At 43.4% G+C, this 22,614-nt stretch carries 22 protein-coding genes and 2 pseudogenes; 20 read left to right on the plus strand and 4 right to left on the minus strand.

Features of this window, described 5'->3' with window-relative positions; genetic code table 11:
• Positions 1-404: 404 nt before the first annotated feature.
• The 17 genes and pseudogenes from B0182_RS10950 to B0182_RS11025 all read left to right on the plus strand — a co-directional run bounded on the left by B0182_RS10950 (position 405) and on the right by B0182_RS11025 (position 18,340).
• A complete protein-coding gene (locus B0182_RS10950) occupies positions 405-761 on the plus strand; it encodes a hypothetical protein (protein ID WP_029103448.1) in 357 nt (118 codons plus the stop codon).
• Between the two features lie 353 nt (positions 762-1,114).
• Entirely contained in the window at positions 1,115-1,630 is a 516-nt protein-coding gene (locus B0182_RS10955) for a GspH/FimT family pseudopilin (protein WP_078274973.1), read from the plus strand.
• The gene (gene pilV / locus B0182_RS10960) at positions 1,624-2,178 is read left to right on the plus strand and encodes a type IV pilus modification protein PilV (RefSeq protein ID WP_078274974.1); all 555 of its coding nucleotides are present in this window, start codon (positions 1,624-1,626) and stop codon (positions 2,176-2,178) included. Before B0182_RS10955 ends, pilV begins: the two co-directional genes overlap by 7 nt.
• Positions 2,178-2,252, plus strand: a pseudogene (locus B0182_RS15375) (prepilin-type N-terminal cleavage/methylation domain-containing protein); the annotation flags it as partial. The gene pilV and the pseudogene B0182_RS15375, both read left to right, overlap by 1 nt.
• Before the next feature lie 18 nt (positions 2,253-2,270).
• A complete protein-coding gene (locus B0182_RS10965) occupies positions 2,271-3,134 on the plus strand; it encodes a PilW family protein (RefSeq protein WP_244893685.1) in 864 nt (287 codons plus the stop codon).
• Positions 3,135-3,185: 51 nt separating this feature from the next.
• Positions 3,186-4,028 carry a hypothetical protein gene (locus B0182_RS10970; protein ID WP_078274975.1) on the plus strand — a complete coding sequence of 281 codons (843 nt, stop codon included), beginning with the start codon at positions 3,186-3,188 and terminating at the stop codon, positions 4,026-4,028.
• A 44-nt stretch (positions 4,029-4,072) separates the two neighbouring features.
• The gene (locus B0182_RS10975) at positions 4,073-8,119 is read left to right on the plus strand and encodes a pilus assembly protein (protein WP_158079700.1); all 4,047 of its coding nucleotides are present in this window, start codon (positions 4,073-4,075) and stop codon (positions 8,117-8,119) included.
• A 1-nt stretch (position 8,120) separates the two neighbouring features.
• Complete coding sequence (locus tag B0182_RS10980) at positions 8,121-8,714, plus strand: prepilin-type N-terminal cleavage/methylation domain-containing protein (protein WP_158079701.1); 594 nt, start codon at positions 8,121-8,123, stop codon at positions 8,712-8,714.
• Positions 8,714-9,145, plus strand: coding sequence for a type IV pilin protein (locus B0182_RS10985; RefSeq protein WP_078274978.1), 432 nt, complete (start codon positions 8,714-8,716; stop codon positions 9,143-9,145). Before B0182_RS10980 ends, B0182_RS10985 begins: the two co-directional genes overlap by 1 nt.
• A gap of 438 nt (positions 9,146-9,583) precedes the next feature.
• Positions 9,584-11,143, plus strand: coding sequence for a glutamate--cysteine ligase (gene gshA, locus B0182_RS10990; RefSeq protein ID WP_078274979.1), 1,560 nt, complete (start codon positions 9,584-9,586; stop codon positions 11,141-11,143).
• Positions 11,118-11,660: a disulfide bond formation protein B gene (locus B0182_RS10995; RefSeq protein ID WP_228157734.1), complete on the plus strand. Its 543-nt coding sequence runs from the start codon at positions 11,118-11,120 to the stop codon at positions 11,658-11,660. The genes gshA and B0182_RS10995 overlap by 26 nt, the downstream gene beginning before the upstream one ends.
• Positions 11,661-11,812: 152 nt before the next feature.
• Positions 11,813-12,590 (plus strand): annotated as a pseudogene (locus B0182_RS15380) (IS30 family transposase).
• Between the two features lie 76 nt (positions 12,591-12,666).
• On the plus strand, positions 12,667-14,055 hold the full coding sequence (mpl, locus tag B0182_RS11005) for a UDP-N-acetylmuramate:L-alanyl-gamma-D-glutamyl-meso-diaminopimelate ligase (RefSeq protein ID WP_078274980.1): 1,389 nt from the start codon (positions 12,667-12,669) through the stop codon (positions 14,053-14,055).
• 322 nt (positions 14,056-14,377) lie between these two features.
• Entirely contained in the window at positions 14,378-14,635 is a 258-nt protein-coding gene (locus B0182_RS11010) for a GlsB/YeaQ/YmgE family stress response membrane protein (protein ID WP_078274981.1), read from the plus strand.
• A gap of 651 nt (positions 14,636-15,286) precedes the next feature.
• Entirely contained in the window at positions 15,287-16,252 is a 966-nt protein-coding gene (locus tag B0182_RS11015; protein WP_228157735.1) for a metal ABC transporter substrate-binding protein, read from the plus strand.
• A 223-nt stretch (positions 16,253-16,475) separates the two neighbouring features.
• On the plus strand, positions 16,476-17,495 hold the full coding sequence (locus B0182_RS11020; protein ID WP_078274982.1) for a metal ABC transporter ATP-binding protein: 1,020 nt from the start codon (positions 16,476-16,478) through the stop codon (positions 17,493-17,495).
• On the plus strand, positions 17,492-18,340 hold the full coding sequence (locus B0182_RS11025; protein WP_280522601.1) for a metal ABC transporter permease: 849 nt from the start codon (positions 17,492-17,494) through the stop codon (positions 18,338-18,340). Before B0182_RS11020 ends, B0182_RS11025 begins: the two co-directional genes overlap by 4 nt.
• Before the next feature lie 22 nt (positions 18,341-18,362).
• On the opposite strand, the gene B0182_RS11030 is transcribed toward B0182_RS11025, so the two are convergent.
• Genes B0182_RS11030 through B0182_RS11040 form a run of 3 tightly spaced genes read right to left on the minus strand, consistent with a single transcriptional unit; the run spans position 18,363 to position 19,616 of the window.
• Positions 18,363-18,941: a hypothetical protein gene (locus B0182_RS11030; RefSeq protein WP_078274983.1), complete on the minus strand. Its 579-nt coding sequence runs from the start codon at positions 18,939-18,941 to the stop codon at positions 18,363-18,365.
• A gap of 41 nt (positions 18,942-18,982) precedes the next feature.
• Positions 18,983-19,225, minus strand: coding sequence for a hypothetical protein (locus B0182_RS11035; protein WP_078274984.1), 243 nt, complete (start codon positions 19,223-19,225; stop codon positions 18,983-18,985).
• Positions 19,226-19,235: 10 nt separating this feature from the next.
• Complete coding sequence (locus B0182_RS11040) at positions 19,236-19,616, minus strand: hypothetical protein (protein ID WP_078274985.1); 381 nt, start codon at positions 19,614-19,616, stop codon at positions 19,236-19,238.
• A 161-nt stretch (positions 19,617-19,777) separates the two neighbouring features.
• Here B0182_RS11040 and B0182_RS11045 point away from each other — a divergent pair, with 161 nt between their 5' ends.
• Both B0182_RS11045 and B0182_RS11050 read left to right on the plus strand, forming a co-directional pair.
• Positions 19,778-20,206, plus strand: a complete 429-nt coding sequence (locus B0182_RS11045) for a helix-turn-helix domain-containing protein (RefSeq protein WP_078274986.1) — start codon at positions 19,778-19,780, stop codon at positions 20,204-20,206.
• A 37-nt stretch (positions 20,207-20,243) separates the two neighbouring features.
• The gene (locus tag B0182_RS11050; RefSeq protein ID WP_244893688.1) at positions 20,244-21,074 is read left to right on the plus strand and encodes a metal ABC transporter permease; all 831 of its coding nucleotides are present in this window, start codon (positions 20,244-20,246) and stop codon (positions 21,072-21,074) included.
• Between the two features lie 18 nt (positions 21,075-21,092).
• Here B0182_RS11050 and upp read toward each other — a convergent pair whose 3' ends face one another.
• Positions 21,093-21,722 (minus strand): uracil phosphoribosyltransferase, encoded by a 630-nt coding sequence (upp, locus tag B0182_RS11055; RefSeq protein WP_065254916.1) that lies wholly within the window; start codon positions 21,720-21,722, stop codon positions 21,093-21,095.
• 357 nt (positions 21,723-22,079) lie between these two features.
• On the opposite strand from upp, the gene B0182_RS11060 reads away from it, so the two are divergent.
• Positions 22,080-22,499, plus strand: a complete 420-nt coding sequence (locus B0182_RS11060) for an ACP-like domain-containing protein (protein WP_078274987.1) — start codon at positions 22,080-22,082, stop codon at positions 22,497-22,499.
• The last annotated feature ends 115 nt before the right edge of the window (positions 22,500-22,614 follow it).

The following is a 22,614-nucleotide window of genomic DNA, read 5'->3' on the forward strand; positions in this document are numbered from 1 at the left end:
ACAAAATTGAATTTTACCACGGAAACTGTTCGCCCTGAGCTATTTTCCGTCATGGTTCGACAGGCTCACCACGAACGGAAACCGTAGCACTTTTTCATTTTGTAGAGTGTACATTATAAAAGTAATTGATTTTTATATAAATTTTTATTAAAAAATTGATTTTTCTATTTTTTCCGCACAAAATTTCAAAATAATGCTTGCATTTTATTTCTTGGTGTGGTTTAATACACACATAACAAAATGCTAATACATGATTTTGTTATGATATGACGATTTTTAGAAATTTGTTAATAGTCATTAAAATTTTAAATTAACTTGTTAATTTTAAAATCTTTAATTATTGATAACTATTACTTAAATCGTCATTAATCTCAATATTAATTTACTTTTTAAGGAATAGCATCATGGCTAAATTATCTCTTGACGGTCTAAGCGACATCGACGGTTTCATTGCAGCAGCATTGGTTGATAGCGAATCAGGTCTTGCCCTAGCTGCTTTGGGTACTGGCGTTGACCTAGAACTAGCTGCTGCTGGTAACACTGAAGTGGTACGTGCTAAGCGTAAAACTGCAAAAGCATTGGGTCTTAACGAGTCTATTGAAGACATCCTGATTACTCTAAGCGGTCAATATCACCTTCTCCGTCCACTAGTACGTAACGAGAATCTATTTTTGTACCTAGTGCTTGATCGTCAAAAATCAAACCTAGCAATGGCTCGTCACAGCCTAAAAGGTTTTGAAACTGAATTAGACTTCTCTTAATTCTAATTAAGATAATGATTAAAAAACACCTGTCTTTGGCAGGTGTTTTTTATTTTCAAACAATCACTTTGCCAATAATGCCAATTATTTGTCGGTTGGTCGCTATATTTGGTATTTTGGGGTGCCCTAGTTGTATAATAACAAAATAAATTCGCAAAAAATAAAAATCCTACAGACCGTCAATGGATTGTTGCATAATATGAGCTTTAGCATAAACAGGCTGTATTTCTATGTTTTTTGTATGAATAATGAAAGTAAAAGCCCTATTCCCCTAAAATTTGCGATATGTGGAATATTTTTGCAACAATTCTTTTATCTATATTTGTATTTTTGTCCTAAAAAGCTGAGATTGTATGACAATTCGGCAAAATTATAAGGAATACACCGTGTCCTTTTCAGTATCTAGATGTGGTCATGTGATACCATCTAAACAGCTGGGGTTTAGCTTGGTTGAGCTAATCATTGTTGTTGTAATTATAGGTGTCATAGCCACTATTGCTGCTCCAAATATCAATAGGTCATTAGAGAGTCAGCGTAATAAATCTACCGCCCAAACCATTGTCGCTGCCATGAAAGAGGCACGTGCAGAGAGTATGATGCGCCGACAGGATGTGACACTTACTCTGACGGGAAATAATGCGACATTGACGGTAGCGGGTACCACATTAAAGAATTTTAATATCAACACCTCAACGCCAGTAACAACATCAAGCGGTGCTGCCACGGTGGTATTTTTAGCAAACAAGCGAGTTAATCCAGCATCGACCTTTACGGTTGCTTGTGATAGTGAAAGAACTCGTGCAGGACGAGTGGTGGCGGTTGATGTTAATGGTAATGTTAGCTTACGTTCGGAGAATAGCCAATGTTAAGACAGAATACCTGTATTGGCCAACATGGCTTGGGCATGGTAGAGGTTATAGTATCATTACTACTGCTTGCTGTTGCTGTGCTTGGGTTTAGTGCCATGCAGATGAGAGCGGTAAAGGCAACAGATGAGACGCTTATTCGTAGCGATGCCATGGTAGCAGTACGTAATATTGCAGAGGACATGCGTTTGCATCCTACCGCAGACATGAAGCAAAGATATCGTGATGCCATCGCTGCACATGGCACTAGTGCAAACCCTGCCACTTATGCAGCAGCCATACCAGCTGCACCTGACACAAACTGTGCAACATCCGCTTGCACTGCAGCACAGCAGGTGGATTATACTGCCCATCAAGCCATGAGACTGGCTGCAGATAACCAAATGATGCTAAACGCTTTGGACTGTCCTGGTGCAGGATTGGTGCGTGTTTGTCTGATTGCAAGCTGGGGAGAGACAACTCCGACCGTTGGTGGTGGCAATGAAGACTGTATTTCTGATCAAGGCACCTACAATCGTGGTTCAAGCTGTGTTGTATTGGAGACTTACTAATGATCAATAAACAACAAGGTTTTACTCTCATAGAGTTGATGATCTCTCTTGTGTTAGCTTTGCTTATCATCGCAGCAGTTGGTCAGGTATATGTGATCAGCGTACGTACAGCCACTGTCCAAGAAGCGGGTTCTAGTATCCTAGATGCCAATGTGTTTGGTCTGCAACATATTGAGAATAATATCCGTATGGCGGGTTTGGGTCTGTCAGAGGCTTCCAAGGCCAGTGCTGTGGACAGTGGCGTATTAGCAGGTGGCGCTAATGCTGAGGCTGTTCGCGCGTTAGGCAATCTTACCACTGATCTTCTTAGTCGAGATGCATTAGATGCTACCACGACAAACACCAATGGTGGTGGTAGTGATCAGCTAACCATTCAGTATAGAGCACCTGTGAACATGCGTGACTGTGAAGGTAATTTGGTGTTAGGGCCTAGAACGGGTGTTTTAGAAATGCCAGGTAACCCTGTCGGGCCCATTGATGGTCAGATTATTATCGAGCGATACTTTGTCCGAGCCAATGGCGATACCTTAGAGCTTCGCTGTGATGCTGGTCTATATGTCTCTGATGTCATCGTTGAAGATGGTGGTCAGGGTACGGCAGATGCGACCATTCTAACGGGTGCCACCGAGCAGAATAACATCCATCGCTTTGGCGATGACGGGGCGTTGATTGTCTCAGGCATTGATGATTTTCAGGTGAGATTTGGTGTTGCCAATGGTGACGGTATTCATTATGTGACGCCGACAGAATATAATGGTATGGGAGCTAACACAGCAATCATCGCCATTCAGCTTGGTCTTTTGACTAAAGGTAGTGTCTCATCGATTGACGCTCCAGAAAATCCAACTTATAGCATTTTAGGTAATCAAGTTGGGATGAAAGATGGTCAAGGCAGATTTATTCGTCGTGTCTATGAGACTAACATCATGCTACGTAACTCACGTGGTCGTTCTTAATCATGTCTTGGTGCGACTATGACAATACAACAATATAATAAAGGTGGTACTATGGTAAATCGCTCTGAATCTGGGGTGGCACTGATTGCTGTGCTCTTATTTTTGCTTTTGATTGCGATTGCAGGCATGATAGCGGTGCGTCAGGGTAGTTTGGATTTACGTGTTGCCACCAATGAACAAGCTGACGTGCTGATGTTAAACTCATCTGACTCTGTATTGGCTCATATCGAGACGGTAGCTGGCGATAATAATCACGTGCTTCGCCCCCAGATGATGTCTCAGACTAGAGGTGTGCTTGGCTACTTCATTCCCATCGGTGGTGCCAATGCGGACCCTAATGAGAAAGTAGACCATCAAGTGCGTTTTTGCTACACACCCAATGCACAGACATTTTTTGATGTCGAGAGAGCTCGTGTGTTACTGCCAGGTGGCGGCACCATGCGTACCAATGATGGTGCTTGCAACCCCAATAATGCCCAAGACTATATATCGGGGCGTAACACTGTTATGACTCAGGTGGTAACCCGTGGATTAACCAGTCAGACTGCCGATAGTGATAATTTTAAGTTAGCATTAGAAGGCGAGCAGACGGGTGCAGGCTTAACACCGCCTAGCTCTCGCATTGCCATGCACAGTGTGTCTATGCTGCCTGGCTTGTCCAGTGCTGGCAGTGCTGATATTAGGAATTGTATGGATATGGCGGTCGGTGATATTACGAATGCCAACTATGGCAATAACTTCGGTACAAGAAATTTAACCACTTGTCTCCAAGAGCAAGGTGTCCCTGCCAAAGCCATCGTTGAAGAAGCTACTCTGCGCTTTGAAAGAGAGGCGGATGTCTGCGACAATGCTCAGCTTGCTGCAGACGGCACCTGTCGGGCACCTACACCATAAGAATCTTAAGAGTAGTGATTATTAAAATACCAAGGTAATATATGATGAAAACATTTTCAATAAAACAGCTTAGTCACGCCATTATCGCCACCATGACGGTCATGAGTGCAGCGACACTACAATCTCATGCCAATACTGTTGAAAAACGCATTGGCGACCTAGAAATCTATGAAGCACCTACAGGTGGTGGCTCATCAGTCATGCTGATGCTGGATAACTCAGGATCGATGGGTCCAGCCAGTGTGGGCGTTGATTATCCTGGTAGAGGATGTCGCGATAGTCGAGATCTTCGGTTTGACACTAACTTAGTTGTTGTCAAAAAAGATGATGGCAGTCCTGGCGAGCGTGTCAGTTATACAAGAAACTACTGCACCTCGACGGCGTATTATGATCGTATGGCACGTCTAAAAGATGCCATTATGCCACTGCTGGCCGATCCAGCCACAGGCTTTGGGGCTGACTATATGCAGTATAAGATCGGGCTGGGTAACTTTTTTATGAGAAGTAACGTTGATGGTGGCGGGGTCATCTCTTATCCTGTCTCTGAGCTGACTTATGAGCACAGACTGGCGATGGCGAAAATCATCGCGGGTCTGACAGCCAGCACCAACACACCCACCGCTCATGCCTATGCCGAAGCGGGGGCGTATATGCTAGGGACGACCACGAGTGGCTCAACAGAGATGGCGGACTTTTATACTTTGGTAACGTATGGTAACAACCCAGCGAACGGTACTCCCATGATTCGCTGTACTGCACCACAGCCCAAAGAAGGTCGGCTAGACACCACATGTCCGAATTATGGTATTATGAGGGCAACATTTAGCCGACAGCTATTAGCTGATCTTGGTGCGAATTATCAATATAGTAATGGACGGACAACTTTTTATTATAAAAAAGAAACCCTACCCAAGGGGGCTACAGGCAGTGGTTTTAACATGGCACACTCAAATGCCATCAAAGACAACACTTATGCCTCCCCGATTGGTAGTAGTCAATGTGACGGTCAGGGCATCTACTTTCTGACAGATGGTGAGCCCAACAACGCCAGCGGTAATGGCGTTGCTGACAATGCCACCACTTCCATCATGAATGCTGCCTTGGGGGCGAACCGTCTGTCTTTAAATGGTGGACTTTGCTCTATTAATGGCAAACCTAGAGATATCATTAGTGCTGGTAGTGGCTATGCCAGCGCTAGAAGCACCATCGGTCATCCTCAGTGGGAGTGTATTGGCGAGTTTGCCAAGGTATTGACCAGTAAAGATAACAAGGTGGGTAAGCCGATTTTGACAGCCACGGTCGGTTTTGGTAAGGTCTTCGAAGATGCAGGTAGATATAAGACCAACAAGGAGGTGGTGGATCTTTTCACAGGTGAAAAAAGCACCAGAAATATCTATGACTGCTCTCGCATCAAAAACCGTGATGCGAAAAACCTATGTTATCTGGGTGAGCGTGGTCATGGGTATGGTCAGGGCGGTTTTTATTATGCCGAATCTTCGAAAGATGTCGCCAGAAGTATTGTTGAATTTGTAACTAGTGTGACGGGCAGTATCTCAGCCGCTCCTTCAGGAACGGTGGCTGTGCCAACTGACCCATTATCTATCGCCAGCTTGCAGCCTTATGCCTATCTGCCCATGCTACAGGCGAATATTGCGGACGCCCCTGCGACCTGGCCGGGCAACTTAAAAAAATACCACACGCTAAACGGCACATTATATGGTAGAGATGGGGTGACCAGACTCTATCAGACGGCAGGAGGCTCCACCTTCCCCTATGCCACCAACCCCAGGGCTCTGGATATATGGCAAAAAGGAGATGCCGCCGATGGTGCCATTACCACAGGGGGTAGCTATGCACGCTTGCCCACGCCTACGGCAAACAACAAGAATACCGTGCGTACAGTCTATGTAGAAGATGCTGGTAAGATGAAGAAGGTAGGTGTCCAAAACGGTCAGCTATTTGGCTTTGATACCTTGTCAGCGAGCTACAGTGCCTTAGATAAGGCGTATATCCTGCATTACCTGGGCTTTGGTAATGTGTCTTTGTTAGAATCAGACTATCAAGGCACGCCAGCACAGCAGAATGCTAAACTACAAAGTGAGTTTAGCAAAGCACCTGTAGGCAAGCCGGTCATGGGTGGTATACATCACTCTGTACCAGCATTGGTGGCATACCAAGGTCAGTTTGACAGCACAGGCAACGTCTCATCAACACAAGGTCGTCAGGACTACGTGCTGTATGGCTCCATGAGCGGTTCTTTACTTATGGCAAATGCCAGCACTGGCGAAGAGGAGTTTAGTTTTATCCCTCGCAGAATGTTTGAAGATGACAAACAGCGTAGAGCTCTAAGCCCATCAGGAACAGGCACTTCTGGCGAGCCTGCCTTTGGGGTCGATGCACCTTGGGTGATTAATGCTAAATACAACTATGACTTTTCAGCTTCACCCACACGGATTACCACCGATGCAATTGCCGCTTCGAATAATGCAACAGCTCAGGGGCGAGGTCATATCTATGCCTACGGCGGTCTGCGTATGGGGGGTGAGGGTCTTTATGGCTTGGATTTGACCGATAGATTGGCACCTAGCATGCTATTTAGCATAGACAGCAAAACAGCTGGATTTGAACGCATGGGTCAAATTTGGGCGAAACCTGTTGTGGCAAAAATCAAAACCGGAACTGGCAGTAGAGGTGAAAGTATTGAGCGTGAGGTGTTGATTTTTGGCGGTGGCTATGACATGTGCTATGAGAACACCCTGTTCAAACTAAATGATGCCAACAATAAGGATACAACGTGTGCTAACAAAGCAGAGACCAAAGGTAATGCGGTTTATATGGTCGACTCAAAGACAGGAGAGCTGGTTGGACGCTGGACAAGAGGTGAGAGCATTGGTGGTGCAGGTGTTACAACCACCAGCGGGTTAGCTCATATGAATCACAGCGTGGTGGGTGGCATTACAGCACTTGACCGCAACAATAACGGTTATATTGACCATCTGTATTTTGCCGATTTGGGTGGTCAGGTGTTTCGTGTTGACTTAATTGAGCTATCAGGCGAAAATAACGAGACAGAACTGACCAACAAGATAACCAGAGGTGTGGTCAGGGTATTTAACGCCAACGAGGGTGGTTTGGGCGAAAATCACATCCCTTATCGTTTTTATGAAGCACCGATTGCAAGTTTTTATACCGATCCTAATGATTCACAGCGTTTTGCGGTGGTCAATGTCGCCTCAGGGGACAGAAGTTCGCCACTAAGCCGTCGCCGTGGATTGTCAGACGCAAACCGTATCTATGGTATTATCGATCGTGATATCGCCAGCACCCGTGTAACCAACTCGTTGATTGGGGCAGATGGATTGATGAGCATCAACCTAAATAATTCAAATTTACGAAAAATGGACACCAAGGAGATTGCTGGAGCTCAAGACACAGAACAATACCGTGAGTCGCTCATCAAAACCATGAGAGACAAAAAGCTCAATGAAGAAAAAGAAGTTAGAGTGGGTGATACCACCATCAAACTGCCAGTATATGAGCACATGGGTTGGTATTATGACATGATTCGTTATGATGGACGTATTGATGTTGAGAACCTAAAAGCGGTCGGACCGGGCATGGTTGCAGGTGGCGTGTACTATAACAGTGTCTATAGTCCTGATTTTCAGTTTGGTAGTGGTGGGACGTGTGAAGCTCGTACCATAGGTGCAACAGAGCGTCAAATGTATTGTATGCCTTGGGGTGTCTGCCCAACCAATACTGCCGAAAAACCATCTGCAAATGGCACGTTAGGTTATGCAACGGCTGGTATGGGCATCCAAGAGTTGGCAACCGTCGCCTATACTTCAGAGCGTGATACAACCACAAACTTGCGTACCTTCCTAAGTGCTCAAACCGTACAAGAAAGAGCCAGTATGGCAAACACTAGCCCTTCCCGAGGTGGTGGTTCAGATGGTCGTTTCGTTGATACGGCAGGTACATCGGTTAATACTGGTGTCGGTGTTGATTTGCCCTCACAGCCACAGATTGACAGTGAAAGATACAACCTGCGAGTGAATCGTTGGTACGATTTCCAAAATGCGGAGAGATGATATGACTCAGAGGTTTTTCGTTAAACATCACGAGCAGGGTTTTACCTTGTTGGAGCTGATAATTGTGGTAATAGTTGTGGCGATACTTGCCAGCATTGCCCTTCCTAACTATCGCAACATGGTTGTTCGCAATGCAGAGTCAGAGGTGCAGTCTACCATGGGTAGAATCCAAGTGGATTTAGATAGATGGCGAGCATCTGCCATGACCTATCGTGGTTTTGTACCTGTCAGAGATGTCGATAATAACGGAAGATTGATTCATAGTTACGGTGATAATAATAACACCCCTAACGGTACTGTTATATTCGTGCCGTTAGGCAGTAACCAAAATAACTTTCGCTATCGTATTGAGTTAAGAGACGGTGATAATACAGCAGTCGGTCTAAATCCTGCCATTAATGCCAACATTGTAGGCTCGGGACGCTCTTGGGTGATGCATGCCACGCCAAATCCCAATAATGGCAGCATTAATAACGCCAGTGCTTTTGTACTGCGTAGCACAGGTTTTAAGTGTAAATCCAGCGCTGGTGCTAATCCGACTGTGGTAGGTCTAGCTACGACGACCTGTAATGCTGCAGGGCAGGAGACTTGGTGATGAATAAACAACAGGGATTTACACTGATAGAAGTAACCATTGTGGTGGTGATTATAGCCATCTTGGCAGCCATTGCCATTCCTAGCTATCAAGATTATGTTGTGCGTACTAAGCGTGCAGACATGATGACAGAATTACAAAATATTGGTAGGCAGTTAGAGGCAAGAAAGCTGGCGGTGGGACGGGGCGGTTACCGTGCTTTGGCAGCTAACAACAACCAAGCCATCCAAGATTTGCTTGGGGGCTATCCTCGCTCAGGTATTGCATTATATAATGTAACCATCGGTGACCTAGACTCTGGTAACTGGGTATTAACAGCAAATCCAAGTGCAGCTGGTACACAAGCTAGAGATGGTGCACTTGTTCTAAGCGCCAATGGTAGAAAATGCCGTGATAATAGCTGTGGCATGGGTGATGAATGGAGAAATTAGTAGCTCTGTTATTATCATTCTAAGTTGCTACTTAAAACTCACCCAATAATAACATATCGGGTGAGTTTTTATTAGACTTCTTTCCAAACCCCGATTTTTATAGATCTTTAAAAACTTCAAACCTAGTGTTTATAAGGGTTTATTTTTAGTTTGGAAAGAGGTTTATTGCCAAACATTTATCAATCAAATGTATCGATTTGGTTCTCTATTGATATATTTTACCAAATGAATAAGCATCTTTTCCAAAAATTCTTTGCAGTCATACGCTCATCTCTATTATAATAGGAGTGTTGAACTTTTGTATTTGCAATAAAAGCAAGATTTAGCCATTTTCATGCAAAAACATCGTTTTATTTCTACAAAATTTCTAAATGTTAAATTGTGTTGTAAAGGTTCAACATACCCTAGACACATTAATAGTTTAATACGGATAATATAATGAATCCATCTTTACATTTTACCCTGCCCACTTGGTTTAACTCAGCCCTTGTGGCGGGCATGAAGCGTGGCATAGAAAAAGAAGGTTTGCGTATGCAGCCCAACGGACACGCCTCCAAAGTCTTCCACCCTGCCAAACTCGGCTCAAAACTCACCCACCCCTACATCACCACCGATTATTCTGAAAACTTATTAGAACTCATCACCACACCCAAAGCCACCATCAAAGATGCCTTGGATATGCTTCGTGAGCTTCATGTGCTGGTGCATCGCTCGCTAGAATATGGCGAGCTGATGTGGCCGTTATCCATGCCGTGTATGTTGTCGGCAGATGACAGCGACATTCCGCTTGCTGATTATGGCACGTCCAACATCGGCAAACTCAAAACGCTCTACCGCTCAGGGCTTGGGGTGCGATACGGTCGCAAAATGCAGACCATTGCAGGATTGCATTATAATCTATCGGTGGGCGATGACTTGTTTAACAAATGGGCAAAGGCGGAAGTTTGCACCGATTTACAAGATTTTAAAAACAAAAAATATCTGGGGCTAATTCGCAACTTCAAACGCCTAACGCCACTTGTCTTATACCTACTTGGGGCAAGCCCGAGCGTGTGCGGATGTTTTTTGACAGGTCGCACGCATGACCTTCTACCGCTTGACAACGCCAAGCACACTTACTATCAGCCTAACGGCACAAGCCTACGCATGGGCAAATTGGGCTATACCAACAGCGTTCAAAAAGAGCTGGACATTCGCTACAACGATTTGGATGAATACATCAAAGGACTAAGACAAGCCATTGGCACGCCATTTGCCGACTTTACGGACATTGGGGTGGACGACAAAGACGGCAATCCTGTGCAGATTAACGACCACATTTTGCAAATTGAAAACGAGTTTTATAGTCCCATCCGCCCAAAACAAGTAACCCAATCAGGCGAGACACCCACGCACGCCCTACAAAGTCGGGGGATTGCCTATGTGGAGTTTCGTGCCATTGACCTAGACCCGTATAGCGACATCGGTATCACGACCGCTACGGCGTGCTTTTTGGAGATTTTGGCATTGTATTGCTTGCTGTCCGAGTCGCCTGATTTGCTACCTGATGAAGAGCAGTATTTGGCGGACAATGTAGAAACGGTTGTCAATCACGGTCGCAAAAAAGGCGTGCGTATCACGACCGAGCAAGGCGAGCAGGAGCTACATGAATGGATTGTGCGTACTTTGAACGAGATGCAGCCCATTGCGGACGCTTTTGATGAATATCACGAGGGCAACGACTATCGCAGTGCATTGGCACTCATGCAAGGCAAGGCAACCAATCCAAACTTTACGCTGTCGGCACAGATTGAGTCGGATTCAAGACGGCTTGGCAGTACATGGAAACTTGGGCAGTTTTTGGCACAAAAGCACCAAAATGAACTGCTTGGCTATGCCATCAGCAATGAAAACGCCTTTAATTATGCCAACATTGCCATACAGTCCTTTGCCGACCAACAGCAGTTAGAGCGAGAAGAGACCCAAGATTTTTATGAATACTTACAACAATACAGATAGCACCATGTTAAAACACCTAACTTTTCGCACGCTGTGTGCGTGCTTATTTGCCTTGTCGGTCGTGGCGACCTTTGTGGCGATTTTTTATTTTCAAAAGCATTTGGGTCTTGACCCGTGTCCTTTGTGTATCTTTCAGCGAATTGGCGTGTGGATAATGGGGGTGTTTGCCTTTGTTGGCATGCTTGTAAACCCCAAAAAACTTTGGGCTAAGCTTACCCTATGGGGCGGTATGGCTCTTGGGGCGTTGTGGGGGCTTGGGGTGGCAGGTCGTCATGTGTGGCTTCAACACCTGCCTGCCGATGAAGTGCCTGCCTGCGGCCCAGGGCTGAACTACTGGGTCGATACCTTGCCGATTTTGCAGGTGTTCCAAGAGGTACTAAAAGGCTCGGGCGAATGTGCTGAGATAGACTGGCAAATGTTGGGGTTTAGCATACCTGAGCTGACCCTTGCCATGTTTGCGGTGTTTTTGGTGATACTGGGTGTTGGGTTTGCCAGGATACTAAAAAAGCAGATGTAAGGTTAAGGTAAAAGAGAAGACGGAAAAATTTTTCCGTCTTTTTTATTTTAGCCTTAAATTCACAACCCAACCGCAACACCAAATAACATAAAGAAATGTTCATCAATTTAATGTATCATTAAGTTACCACACAAAATAAAGCATTAAAGAGTATGAGCACTTCTTACAAACATCTTAGCATAGATGAGCGTGAAAAGATAATGGTTTTGTTATCTTTGGGTAAATCTATGGGTATAATTGCCAAACAATTAAACAGAGCCAAGTCCACCATTTGCCGTGAAATCAAGAGAAATGGCGGTGTTGACAATTATTCAGCAATCAAAGCAACTTGTCTTTACCAAACAAGAAGACAAGCCTGTCGCCCGAGCTTAAAGCTCACCAATCCGTATGTATTTAACTTGGTACAAGACAAGCTATTTAACCATCAATGGTCGCCTGAGCAAATACAGCATCGCTTAGCCCTTGAAGGTAGCCAAATAACGGTGAGTTATGCAATCATCTATCGGGGTTTGTATCAAGGCTTGTTTTGTTACTTTGGTAGATAGATGTAGTCGTTTTTTAATTTGCACAACCGTCAAAGCCAAAAAAGCAACCTTGGTCAGTCAAGCCATCATCAATGCCTTAGTGAATCAGCCTGTGCATACAATCACACCAGATAGAGGGAAAGAATTTGCCAAACATCGAAAAATAACAGACCACTTAAAAGCAACCATCTACTTTCCACCACCAAGACAGCCTTGGCAAAGAGGAAGCAATGAAAACACCAATGGGTTATTAACAGAATATTTCCCCAAAGGGTCTGATATTAACCAATGGGACAATCAATACATACAAACAAAGGTCGCCAAACTCAATCTGCGACCTAGAAAATGTTTAAATTGGCGAACACCTTATGAGGTCTATTATCAAAAGGTGTTGCAGTTAGTTTGATGATTCAAGAAATAAAAAAACCGTCTTTTACCAAAATTTGCTATAATTTGCCAAATTATCATAGTAAGGCACCATCATGCACATTCATTTTTTGGGTATTTGTGGGACGTTTATGGGGTCGCTTGCCCTGATTGCACGTTCGCTTGGGCATACCGTTACAGGCTCGGACACCGCCATTTATCCACCCATGAGTACCCAGCTTCACAACGCTGGCGTTGAGATTTTGGAGGGCTACAAGTCAGCTCACCTAGACCCTGCCCCTGATTTGGTGGTGGTGGGCAACGTCTGCAAACGTGGCATGGAGGCGGTGGAATATATGCTGGACAAGCGACTTCGCTACACGTCTGCTCCACAATTTTTATCCGAACACGTCCTACAATACCGCCATGTCCTAGCGGTGGCAGGCACGCATGGCAAGACCACAACCACGACCATGCTTGCTTGGATTTTGCAATATGCAGGGATTGACACAGGCTTTTTGATTGGTGGCGTACCACTTGTGGCTACCGATGATGAACGCTTAAAATCTGCCTTTACCCACAGCTCGCATTTGGGTCAAGACTATTTTGTCATTGAAGCGGACGAGTATGACAGTGCTTTTTTTGACAAACGCTCAAAATTTGTTCATTATCGTCCCACGACTGCAATTTTAAATAACTTAGAATACGACCATGCTGATATTTTCGCTGATTTAAAGGCGATTCAAACCCAATTTCATCACATGATTCGCATGATACCGCCAAGCGGTCAAATCATCATGCCAAAAGGCGTGGAGAGCTTAGAAGATACCCTAAAAATGGGCGTATGGACACCTGTTTGGCGGACAAGCGTCGGTGATGAAGCAGATTGGCAAGCGACTTTGGAGCAAGCGGACGGCTCGGTGTTTCACGTGAAACATATCGGACAAACAGGCGATGAGACAGGTACGGTAACTTGGGGCATGAGTGGCGTGCATAATGTCAATAATGCTCTGGTGGCTATCGCAGGGGCGTACAGCGTGGGCGTGAGTGTGGCGACAGCGTGCAAGGCTCTGTCAAACTTTGCAGGGATAAAACGCCGTATGGAGCTCATCGGCGATATTGGCGGGGTGCAAGTGTATGATGATTTTGCCCATCATCCGACTGCCATTACCACCACGCTTGACGGTGCTAAGAAAAAACTCACAGGTCGCAAAATTTGGGCGGTCATTGAGCCACGTTCTAACACCATGAAATTGGGTGTTTATAAAGCCGAGCTTGCTCCGTCTGCGTCATTGGCGGACGGTGTGATTTGGTATGAGCCAAAGGGGCTGGCATGGGGGCTAAAAGAAGCCATTGGCGAGACAGACGGACAGGTCGTGCTTGATAGCATTGATGAGATTTTGGCGTTTATCAAGGCAAATGTCCGCTCAGGCGATGCCATCGTTGTCATGAGTAATGGCGGATTTGAAGGGATACATGGGCGGATTTTGGAAATACTGACTTAACCATCACAAAGACTTGCTTAGGCAGGTCTTTTTTTATTGCTCTTTTTTACAAAAATCACTCACAATCATTGCATATTTGCTAAGATTTTAACCAAATCATCAAAAATCTGCCTAAAATTTGACATTCGTCCTACATTATTAACGTTTTTGGGGTAGTGTGGGCGGTAAGATTGGCTTACAATTCGTTTAACTTTTACATCAAGTAAAAAGCAGACAAAGCAAATTGGTCAGGTTGGTAAAGGTATTCTAAGACCATTGTTTAACCATGGTTTAATTGATTTGCCAAAGCATTTATGGGCTAGGCAGTTATAGGAGAGACATCATGAGTATTATTTGGACAATCATTGTAGGATTGGTTGCAGGACTGTTGGCACGTGCTATCAAACCAGGGGCAGACTCAATGGGCTGGATTATGACCGTTATTTTGGGTATTGTCGGGGCGGTCGTTGGCGGATTTTTGGCGAGTGTGTTGGGCATGTCAGTTGAGGGCGGTTTTGGTGGCTTGGTGCTGTCAGTCATTGGTGCCATCATCGTGCTGTTCATCTATGAGTTTGCCACGGGTAAAAAACGTGTGAAATAATTAAAAATAATTTAATCAAAAAATATTGACATTTTAAAATGTTAAATTTTGATTTGACAAAAACCTTGCTATGATATTGGCAGGGTTTTTGGTTTGTGTAGGGCGTGCCTAACCTTTATAACACAATTTAAAATATAGAAATTTTTTAGAAATAAAACAATGTTTTTGCACGAAAAATGGCTATCCGACCACTTAATTTTTAGGCTCTGGTTCAAAAAGTATGCTACAAAGAAAACCGTTCGTGGTGAGCTTGTCGAACCATAACGGTTTTCCGACCCTTCGACAGGCTCAGGGCGAACGGAAAACCTAGTTCAGCATACTTTTTGGACTACTATCAATTTTTAAAATTAAGTTAAAATCTTAAGATTTATCAGATTAAGTGGTCGGATGTTTTTCATAATAAAAGCTTGTTTGATAGAACGACTATCAAACTTCACTTTTTCCTTGAAGAACGGGCGATTTTCCTCATTTTCATTGCAAATACAAAAGGCAGGCACGCCCTATTTATTTTATCAAACCCCTTGATTTTTTAACAATTAATGAGTATTATTATCATCATCTAAATTCCTTATTTATAACATGGTTTTTTGATGTATGTTTAAACCAATGGAATAAGGGTAATTTCAATTTATTGATGTGGTTGGAAATTTTATGATGATACCTTCTTTTGAGTTAAAAAAATGGGCGACCTGCTTGGGGCTTAGCCTTGCTCTCATCGGCTGTGGCAACGACAAGCCTGCCGAACAAAAAACCGAACAAGCCCCCACACCCACCGCCCAAACCGACAAAATGACGGTGGTAACGACCTTTACCATTATTGAAGACATTGCCCAAAATGTCGCAGGGGACGCAGCAGACGTTCATTCCATTACCAAAGCAGGGGCGGAGATTCATGACTATGAGCCGACCCCAAAGGACATTGCCAAGGTCAAAGAAGCCGATTTGATTTTGTGGAATGGCATGAACTTGGAGCGTTGGTTTGAAAAATTCTATGCCGATGCCAAAGACACTCCTGCGGTGGTGGTAACGGACGGTATCACGCCTATACCTATCAAGGCAGGCTCATATAAGGATTTGCCAAATCCGCACGCTTGGATGTCTACGTCTAACGCCTTGATTTATGTGGAAAATATCAAAAACGCATTCATCAAACACGACCCCAAAAACAAAGACGTGTACATCAAAAATGCCGAAGAATACGCCAAAAAAATCAAAGCCATGGACGAGCCACTTCGTGCCAAACTTGCTCAAATTCCTGAAAATGAGCGTTGGCTGGTTACCTCTGAAGGGGCATTTAGCTACCTTGCCAAAGATTATGGGCTAAAAGAAGCCTATCTGTGGGACATTAACGCCGAGCAGCAAGGCACACCCCAGCAGGTCAAGGCACTTATTGACACGGTCAAAACCAACAAAATTCCTGTGGTATTTAGCGAAAGCACCATTTCGGACAAACCTGCCAAACAAGTCGCCAAAGAAGCAGGAGCGTATTATGGCGGTGTGCTGTATGTGGACAGCCTAAGCGAAAAAGACGGTGCAGTGCCAACTTATCTTGACTTGTTAAATGTAACGGCAAGCACGGTGGTTAAAGGGTTTGAAGACGCAAAAGCTCAAAAATAATTGACAAGGCGATTTGGCAAGATAAAATACGGTATCTTGCCAAATTTTTGATTTACAAAATATGGGAATATAGTGTTTATAAATTAGGCGGTAGGGGCGAATACAACGCCCAAATGCTAAGGGTTTTATTGGGCAAATTGCAATTTACCCCTACAAATCCACCATTGATTTATTGTGCTAATTTCAAAAATTTCTATCTTTTTTAAATCAATTTTTCACAATTATGACATACATTCACGATTTAACCGCCAGCATTAGTGTTCAGGATTTGTCCGTGCGTTACGCCAACGGTCATCACGCCCTTTTTGACATGAATTTTGCCTTAACAGGTGGGACAACTTGTGCCTTGGTGGGGGTAAACGGCTCTGGCAAATCCACGCTGTTTAAGTCCATTATGGGACTGATTAAACCTCAATCAGGGCAGATTTTGCTCTGTGGTTTGCCCATTAACACCGCCCTAAAACAAAACCTTGTCGCATACGTTCCCCAAGCCGAAGAAGTGGACTGGCAATTTCCTGTGTCGGTTTATGATGTGGTGATGATGGGGCGGTATGGCCATATGAATTTTTTGCGACTGCCCAAGGCAATCGACCGCCAAAAGGTAGCAGACGCCATGGCTCGGGTGGATATTTCTCATCTAAAAGACAGGCAAATCAGCGAACTGTCAGGCGGTCAAAAAAAGCGGGTGTTTTTGGCTCGCTCGCTTGCCCAAGAAAGCAAAATTATCCTGCTTGATGAGCCGTTTACAGGCGTTGATGTCAAAACCGAAAAGGCGATTATGGCTCTGCTTGACGATTTACGAAGCGAAGGGCATTTGATTTTAATCTCCACGCACAATCTGGGGACGATTCCAGAATTTTGCGACCAAGTGGTGATGATAAATCGCACCGTGCTGGCAAGTGGTACAACCAAAGAGACATTTACCCAAGAGAATTTGGAGAAGGTGTTTGGGGGAGTGTTACGGCAAATTCGCTTGGCAGGCAAGGACCTGCACGATGACGATGACAGTCGTGCGGTTACGATTTTGGCGGACGATGAAGTGCCTGCGGTGTTTTATGGGGTGCATGACGGCACGCCCGAGCGTAGCCACTGCGATGAGATCGCACAGGCGAGCCGTGTGGGGCAGGTCAATATGAATCAAAAACGGGCAAAAAATGACGACGTACAACTGTACAACCCTAAAACCGACACCACAACGCCCAGCCCCACACCAAATTCAAACCCAAATAAGGATATGCCATGAGTGAGCTGTTTGCCTTGCTTGCCGAGCCTTTTGCCTATGAATATATGGTAAAAGCGATGGTGATGTCGTCTGTGGTCGGTGGCGTGTGTGCGTTTTTGTCGGCATATTTGATGTTAAAGGGTTGGTCGCTTATTGGCGATGCCTTGTCCCATGCGGTCGTGCCGGGGGTGGCGATTGCGTATGCTCTCGGCTTGCCTTATGCGATTGGGGCGTTTTTTTCGGGGATATTGGCGTCTTTGGCGATTTTGTGGGTTAAATCTTTGACAAACCTAAAAGAAGATGCGGTGATTGGCTTTATTTTTACCACGTTTTTTGCCTTGGGACTGTTTATCATCTCTATCAATCCCACGTCTGTCAATGTTCAAGAGATTATTTTTGGCAATATTTTGGGTATTAGCGATACCGACATGATACAAGTGGGCATTGTCATGGCGGTGTCGCTTGGTTTTTTGCTCGTTTTTTGGAAAGATTTGCTTTTGGTGTTTTTTGATGAAATCCACGCCAAGTCGGTGGGACTGTCGCCAAAAGTGTATCAAGTGCTGTTTTTTAGCCTGCTGTCTGCGTGCGTGGTGTCGGCACTACAAACGGTGGGGGCGATTTTGGTGATTGCGATGGTCATCACCCCAGGGGCAACGGCATATCAGCTGACCGATAAATTTAACACGATGGTCAAAATTGCGGTAGCAATTGGCGTGGCAACGGGCGGACTTGGCGTGTATTTGAGTTATTTTTTGGACGGGGCGACAGGCGGTGTGATTGTGCTGCTTCAAACGCTGTGTTTTGTTGGGGCGTTTTTGTTTTCGGGGAAGTTTGGGGTTTTGAGAAATAGGAGCAGGGTGGGGTAGTGCAAGGAGTGCTTGTACCGAGTTAATAGCTTTCGTTGTTTTCAGTTAATTTCTCAAATAAAGTTTTTGCCCCAATTTTGGTGATATCTGAAAAATCATTGGTAACATTCACGACTTTATATTCATAACCATTGACAGAATAACTATCTTGGCTATCAAGATTGAAATCAAAATTAACAAAACCAGTTACTGTATGTGTACGAATTGTAAATATATCATCTTGTATGATATCAGCATAAAAATCAACCTTATAAGAATAAGTAAACTTATCAGGAGTTTTGGCATTGCTTGGTGAGTGTATATAGCCATCATAGATTACTATTTTTGAATAAGGAAATTCTTGTTTTCTTAAACTTTCAGCTATGATTTTTCTAATTTCTGGCTCCGCTCTTTGTAGTAAATTATTATATCTTTCCGAGTGTATATATTCCATCTCTTCCTGTTTTCTTGCATATTCTTCTGCCTGTCTTTTGGCTCTTTTTTCGCTTTCTGACATTGTTGCGTTTTTTACAATTTCTAGGAGTTCTCGTCTTTCATCTTCTGTACAGCCAGTAATGAAAAGCGATAATAAAATGATAGAAATGATAAAGCTTGTTTTCATTTTTTGCTTTTCCTATGATATTGAATTGATTTAAATATCAATTATAAAAAGTAGAGTATGCCAAAAAACACAACACAACCAATGATAAGTGAAAATATTATGGCGTACAAAAATGGAAAAGTAAACCAAACTACCGCAGCTACAATTAAAGCAGGTATCCAGCCAAGTACCAATCCAAAAAAGTTGAATAAAACAATTGCTGTTACCCAAGTAGCAAAAAAGGCGATTATTGAGCTTAGCCATGCTCCATCAAAAAATGAAACATCATCTTTTTTGTTACTCATAATAATGTCCTTATCGTAAAGAAATAACCTTATTTACCCTAACAGTATCTGTATTTGCTCCTGATACTGTGATATTAAGTACGGCGTTATTGTAGAGATAGGGGTCATCAACCACCGCCAAATTAACTGTACCCGTGTTGTATTCTCCAGAATACACTTTCATTGTTTGATTAACTCGTATGGTTTTGGTATCAGCACCCCTAAGCGTAACCGTGCCTTTAATATAAGCGGTTTCGTCCCACCAACACCCTGTGCAATCCACTTGGATTTCAGTATCAATATATTGACCGCCACTCACTTGCGGGTACACATAAAGCTTGCCCATTGCCAATGCGGTAACAGGGATTAGAAATAATGGCAATAAAACCAATTTTTTAAGATTTAATTTCATAAATATAGCCCTTTGGTAATTTTTAGTATTAAATAATTGACTTTTTGGTAAAAAATATATAGAATTTGCTTATGGTATCTTAATATTTTACGGTTGTAAACCAACAAAAAAGAACCAATTTAATCCACAATTTTGATTTTAACCCACAAAATAGAGTTTTTATGACAGTTAGTGATAATTTAAGAGAGTTGAGAGCGGAATTAAAATTAAGTCAAGATGAAATGGCATACGAAATTGGTATGTCAAAAAATGGTTATGGGAAATTAGAAAGAGATGAAAGTGATATTAAAATTAAGCACTTAGAACAAATCGCCCAAACTTTCAATATTAAAATGGAAGATTTGGTAAAAGAAGGTGCCGATTTTAGTATTATATTGGGAAATAATAATAAAAATTCTAAGTGTAGAGACATAAATTTAAGAGACAACAGTATAAATAATCAAAACAACTATTATAACGACCAACAAGAAATAGAAAAACTCCAACTTATTGTCACATATAAAGATGAATTATTGTCTCAAAAGAACGAAATCATCGCCCAAAAAGACAAAGAAATTGAACTTTTAAGAAAACTTTTGGACAAAGCCTAATTTTGCAACTATTGGTTGCACTTTTTAAAGATACAAAATGACCCCAACTGACCTTCTCCTAACTCCCCTATCTTACCCTTTTATGCAACACGCCCTATTATCATCGGTCGTTGTTGGGGCGGTGTGTGCGGTGTTGTCGTGTTATGTGGTGTTAAAGGGCTGGTCGCTCATGGGCGATGCGATTAGCCATGCGGTGTTCCCAGGAGTGATTGTGGCGTTTTGGCTTGGGGTGCCGATGTCGCTTGGGGCATTTGTGGCGGGGCTATTTTGTGCCATATCGGTGGGGTTTTTAAAAAATAACACCCGTATCAAGGAAGATACGCTCATGGGCATTGTCTTTGCAGGCATGTTTGCGGTAGGGCTTGTTATGTTTACCAAAATAGACACCGACCAGCATTTAAAGCATATTTTGTTTGGCAATCTGCTTGGTATCAGCCGTGAAATGCTTATCCAGACCATGATAATTTGTGGGGCGATTTTGGGGGCGGTGCTGTTAAAAGGCAAGGATTTATTGTTGTACTGCTTTGACCCAAGTCATGCTCGTGTGGCAGGACTGTCGCCCAAAGTTTTGCATTATGGGTTGCTTATTTTATTGTCCGCCACAATTGTGGTTGCCATGCAAGCCGTTGGCGTGATCTTGGTGGTGGCGATGCTCATCTCCCCCGGCATTACGGCATTTGTCTTGTGTCGGCGATTTCATACCATGCTGGCTGTGGCGGTGGTAAGTTCGTGTTTGACCAGTTTTTTAGGCGTGATTTTAAGTTTTCATTTGGATTCGGCAACGGGGGCGACGATTGTGCTATTGCAGGCGGTGGTGTTTATATTGGCAGTTGTCATCTCAAAAATAAAAGAAAAACGCCAATCATGACGACTGGCGTAGGGTAGTTTAGCGAGTGCCAAAAATCTTATCGCCAGCATCCCCAAGACCGGGGATGATATAGCCGTCTTCGTTAAGATGACTGTCAAGCGATGCGGTAAAAATCTCAACATCAGGGTGAGCGTCATTGACAAGTTTCACGCCTTCGGGGGCGGCGACCAACACAAGGGCTTTGATGCTTTTACAGCCGTGTTTTTTTAGCATATCAATGGTGGCAACCATACTACCGCCTGTGGCAAGCATGGGGTCTAGGATTAGGGCAGGGCGTTTGTGAATGTCTTTAACAAATTTTTCAAAAAATGGCACAGGTTCAAGCGTCTCTTCATCACGTTGTAAGCCGACAAATGAGATTTTGGCGGTGGGCAACAAATCAAGCACGCCATCTAACATACCAAGTCCCGCTCGCAAAATCGGCACCAGTGTTACCGTTTTACCCTTGACCTGCGTGCCTTTGATGGTGCTACCATCCCAGCCGTCCATGTCAAAATCTTCGGTCTCAAAATCACGACTCGCTTCATATGCCATCAGCCGTCCAAGCTCGTTGGTGAGCGTGCGAAATTTATAGGTAGAGCAGTTTTTTTCTCGCATGAGCGATAATTTGTGACGGACAAGGGGGTGGTCAATGACGGTAATTTGCATGATAATTCTCAATAAAGGTACAAAATGGGAAATTTGGTGTATTTTACCATTTAAGTAGGGTGGCATGAAGTGTTTTTGATAATTTTTTAATGAGAATAAAGTACAAATGTAAATACGGTTGTAATTATAAATCATTGATAAACCTAAATTTTTCTAAACTGTAACAAATCATTTCAAAATAACCATTATGTCACCACAAACGCCAAATCAGCAATAATTTTTTACCGTTATACAGTATCAAGTTTGATTTTCTTCTTATATAATACCAATCAAAATGAAGCAGTCTTACTTCTTAATGAAGTTAGGATTGTTTGATTTGATTATCATATTTTGTTTACCTTATTTTAAGGAGTTCTTATGAAAGCAGTTAAATTCATCGCCCCAATCTTTGCTCTTGGCGTTGCCTTTACAGGTGTGGCTCATGCAGAAGCGACCATGGATGCGGCAAAAGCGGACGAAACCGCCACAAAAGTAAGACAAGTGTCATACAGTTGCAACAAGGGTGGTGCAGTCAAGGTTACTTATGGCTTTAATAAGCAAAAACTACCAACCTATGCCGAAGCTCATTTAGGGGGCAAAACTCGCTTTTTGCCGATTAACTTAGCACATTCTGATGTTGCTGGCACATCTTTTGGTGATGAAAACAGTTGGACAATTAGTGGTGGTGCTATGACACTGGGTAACTACCATAAGTCAGATGTATTAATCATGGATCCAAATTCCGAAATTCAATACAAGCATTGTAAAGTTGTCGGCACTAAAAAGATTAAGGGTTAGTCTGAACGAAAAGACAGTCTACTGACTGTCTTTTTTTAAATAAACAACAAAATCAATACCTTAAACCACTTTCTCTAAAAATATTCAAAAAAGTGCTTGACCCCCACCAAAAACC

The sequence above is a fragment of the Moraxella bovis genome, assembly GCF_002014975.1.
Classification (GTDB): Bacteria; Pseudomonadota; Gammaproteobacteria; order Pseudomonadales; family Moraxellaceae; genus Moraxella; species Moraxella bovis.

Excerpts from the sequence above, each read along its gene's own strand:
- B0182_RS10950 (WP_029103448.1), top strand. The coding sequence starts at position 405 with ATGGCTAAATTATCTCTTGACGGTCTAAGCGACATCGACGGTTTCATT.
- B0182_RS10955 (WP_078274973.1), top strand. The coding sequence starts at position 1,115 with ATGACAATTCGGCAAAATTATAAGGAATACACCGTGTCCTTTTCAGTA.
- pilV (WP_078274974.1), top strand. The coding sequence starts at position 1,624 with ATGTTAAGACAGAATACCTGTATTGGCCAACATGGCTTGGGCATGGTA.
- B0182_RS10970 (WP_078274975.1), top strand. The coding sequence starts at position 3,186 with ATGGTAAATCGCTCTGAATCTGGGGTGGCACTGATTGCTGTGCTCTTA.
- B0182_RS10975 (WP_158079700.1), top strand. The coding sequence starts at position 4,073 with ATGAAAACATTTTCAATAAAACAGCTTAGTCACGCCATTATCGCCACC.
- B0182_RS10980 (WP_158079701.1), top strand. The coding sequence starts at position 8,121 with ATGACTCAGAGGTTTTTCGTTAAACATCACGAGCAGGGTTTTACCTTG.
- B0182_RS10985 (WP_078274978.1), top strand. The coding sequence starts at position 8,714 with ATGAATAAACAACAGGGATTTACACTGATAGAAGTAACCATTGTGGTG.
- gshA (WP_078274979.1), top strand. The coding sequence starts at position 9,584 with ATGAATCCATCTTTACATTTTACCCTGCCCACTTGGTTTAACTCAGCC.
- B0182_RS10995 (WP_228157734.1), top strand. The coding sequence starts at position 11,118 with ATGAATACTTACAACAATACAGATAGCACCATGTTAAAACACCTAACT.
- mpl (WP_078274980.1), top strand. The coding sequence starts at position 12,667 with ATGCACATTCATTTTTTGGGTATTTGTGGGACGTTTATGGGGTCGCTT.
- B0182_RS11010 (WP_078274981.1), top strand. The coding sequence starts at position 14,378 with ATGAGTATTATTTGGACAATCATTGTAGGATTGGTTGCAGGACTGTTG.
- B0182_RS11015 (WP_228157735.1), top strand. The coding sequence starts at position 15,287 with ATGATGATACCTTCTTTTGAGTTAAAAAAATGGGCGACCTGCTTGGGG.
- B0182_RS11020 (WP_078274982.1), top strand. The coding sequence starts at position 16,476 with ATGACATACATTCACGATTTAACCGCCAGCATTAGTGTTCAGGATTTG.
- B0182_RS11025 (WP_280522601.1), top strand. The coding sequence starts at position 17,492 with ATGAGTGAGCTGTTTGCCTTGCTTGCCGAGCCTTTTGCCTATGAATAT.
- B0182_RS11030 (WP_078274983.1), bottom strand. The coding sequence starts at position 18,941 with ATGAAAACAAGCTTTATCATTTCTATCATTTTATTATCGCTTTTCATT.
- B0182_RS11035 (WP_078274984.1), bottom strand. The coding sequence starts at position 19,225 with ATGAGTAACAAAAAAGATGATGTTTCATTTTTTGATGGAGCATGGCTA.
- B0182_RS11040 (WP_078274985.1), bottom strand. The coding sequence starts at position 19,616 with ATGAAATTAAATCTTAAAAAATTGGTTTTATTGCCATTATTTCTAATC.
- B0182_RS11045 (WP_078274986.1), top strand. The coding sequence starts at position 19,778 with ATGACAGTTAGTGATAATTTAAGAGAGTTGAGAGCGGAATTAAAATTA.
- B0182_RS11050 (WP_244893688.1), top strand. The coding sequence starts at position 20,244 with ATGACCCCAACTGACCTTCTCCTAACTCCCCTATCTTACCCTTTTATG.
- upp (WP_065254916.1), bottom strand. The coding sequence starts at position 21,722 with ATGCAAATTACCGTCATTGACCACCCCCTTGTCCGTCACAAATTATCG.
- B0182_RS11060 (WP_078274987.1), top strand. The coding sequence starts at position 22,080 with ATGAAAGCAGTTAAATTCATCGCCCCAATCTTTGCTCTTGGCGTTGCC.